The organism is Phocaeicola sp. GP0067, from assembly GCF_031119655.1.
In the GTDB taxonomy this organism is placed as follows: domain Bacteria; phylum Bacteroidota; class Bacteroidia; order Bacteroidales; family Bacteroidaceae; genus Phocaeicola; species Phocaeicola vulgatus.
Window position 1 is genome coordinate 1 of record NZ_JAVHZY010000061.1, and the last position, 1519, is coordinate 1519.

Below are 1519 nucleotides of genomic sequence, written 5' to 3' on the forward strand. Positions count from 1 at the left end.
GAAGGTGTGTCGTAATACACGATGCGCCTTCTTTTTTTTCATTGACTATAAAAATCGACTCATTTTTTTAAGCTGCGATATTTTGAGGATTTCTTTGATTTATGCGTTCTCAACATCTAAATAGAACAACTGTAAGCTCATAAAACGGTCTAATCAGCCAATCCATACCTTCTTTAGTCATTTTTGCACACATCTTTTTTATATTGAAGGCAATGGCAAAGAAGGCAAAGTCCATGAAGACCTTATCCTTTCCAAAATGGCGGAAACGTTTGTAATTCATATTGTTTTTCATTTGTCCGAACACGGCTTCCGGTTCTATGCATCTCTGTCCTCTGTGTTTCAGCCCTTCCTCTGAGCAGAGCAACTCTTTGGCTTTTTGCTTGTATTTTCTGAGTCTGTGATTCAACTCTATCGTTCTGTTCCCCTTTGCTTTAAAACATCGGCATCTTAGCGGACAGCCTTCACATCTGATGGCTCTGTACCTGGCATTTTCGCTGACATATCCGGATGCTGTTTTCACATGTCTAGTCCCTATCCTTTGCATCTTCTGTCCCATGGGGCAGATACAAAAGTCTTGTTCTTCATTGTAGTAGAAGTTTTCCGCCTTGAACGGGTCCGGTTTGAATCTCGGCCGCTGTTCCATGTGGAAGTAGTTGTACTTGACGTAGGCTTCCATACCGTTTTCTGACATGAAGCGGTAATTCTCCTCAGAACCGTAGCCGGAATCGGCAACCACCGTATGGGCCAGCCTGTCATATCTGCTTGAGAAGGATTGCAGGAAAGGTATCAGGGTCAGTGTATCCGTAGGGTTCGGGAAGAGTGCAAAGTCGGTAATGAACTGGTTCCCGGTGCCGATCTGGAGGTTGTAACCGGGCTTTGTCTGGCCGTTACGCATGGCATCCTCCTTCATTCTCATGAAAGTAGCGTCATTGTCCGTTTTGGAATAGGAATTCCTGTCCTGCAGCGTGTCCAGACGGTTGTCGTATTCCTGTAGCTTGTCCCTGTGCTCTTCCAACTCCTTCAGCTGTTTGCGTTTCTTTTTCAACGCAGTCTTTTCCTCTTTCGTGGAGGGTTCAGGAACCTGTTCGAGTGCTTGACGCAATTCTCCCGCCATTTCAGTCAGCATGACCGGAGTGAACTCAATCTCCTCATTGCTTTCCGATGAGTTCTCCTGGGCGATGACATTGTCTATCTGCCCTAGCAGGATATGTATCTTCTTCATCAGGCGTTCACGGTTCCGCTCAACCGTTTTCCGCCAGACGAAAGTATACTTATTGGCTTTGGACTCAATCTTTGTCCCGTCAATGTATTCCACATTCAAGCTGATGAAGCCTTTGGAAGAGAGAAGGAGTACGGTTTGGGTAAACACCTCGTTGATTTCATTCTTCACCCGGTTGCGGAAACGGTTGATGGTGATGAAATCCGGTTTCTCATATCCGGCAAGCCAGATATAATGGATGTCACGGTGAAGGAGCTTTTCGATTTTCCGGCAGGAGTAGATGTTGTTCATATAGGCATA

General features: G+C 45.5%; 1 protein-coding gene. It reads right to left on the reverse strand.

The genetic code is table 11. From position 1 onward, the window contains the following. Positions 1-109 precede the first annotated feature (109 nt). Positions 110-1519: IS1182 family transposase (locus RE317_RS20895; protein WP_217768172.1), on the reverse strand; the 1410-nt coding region annotated here is incomplete at its 5' end.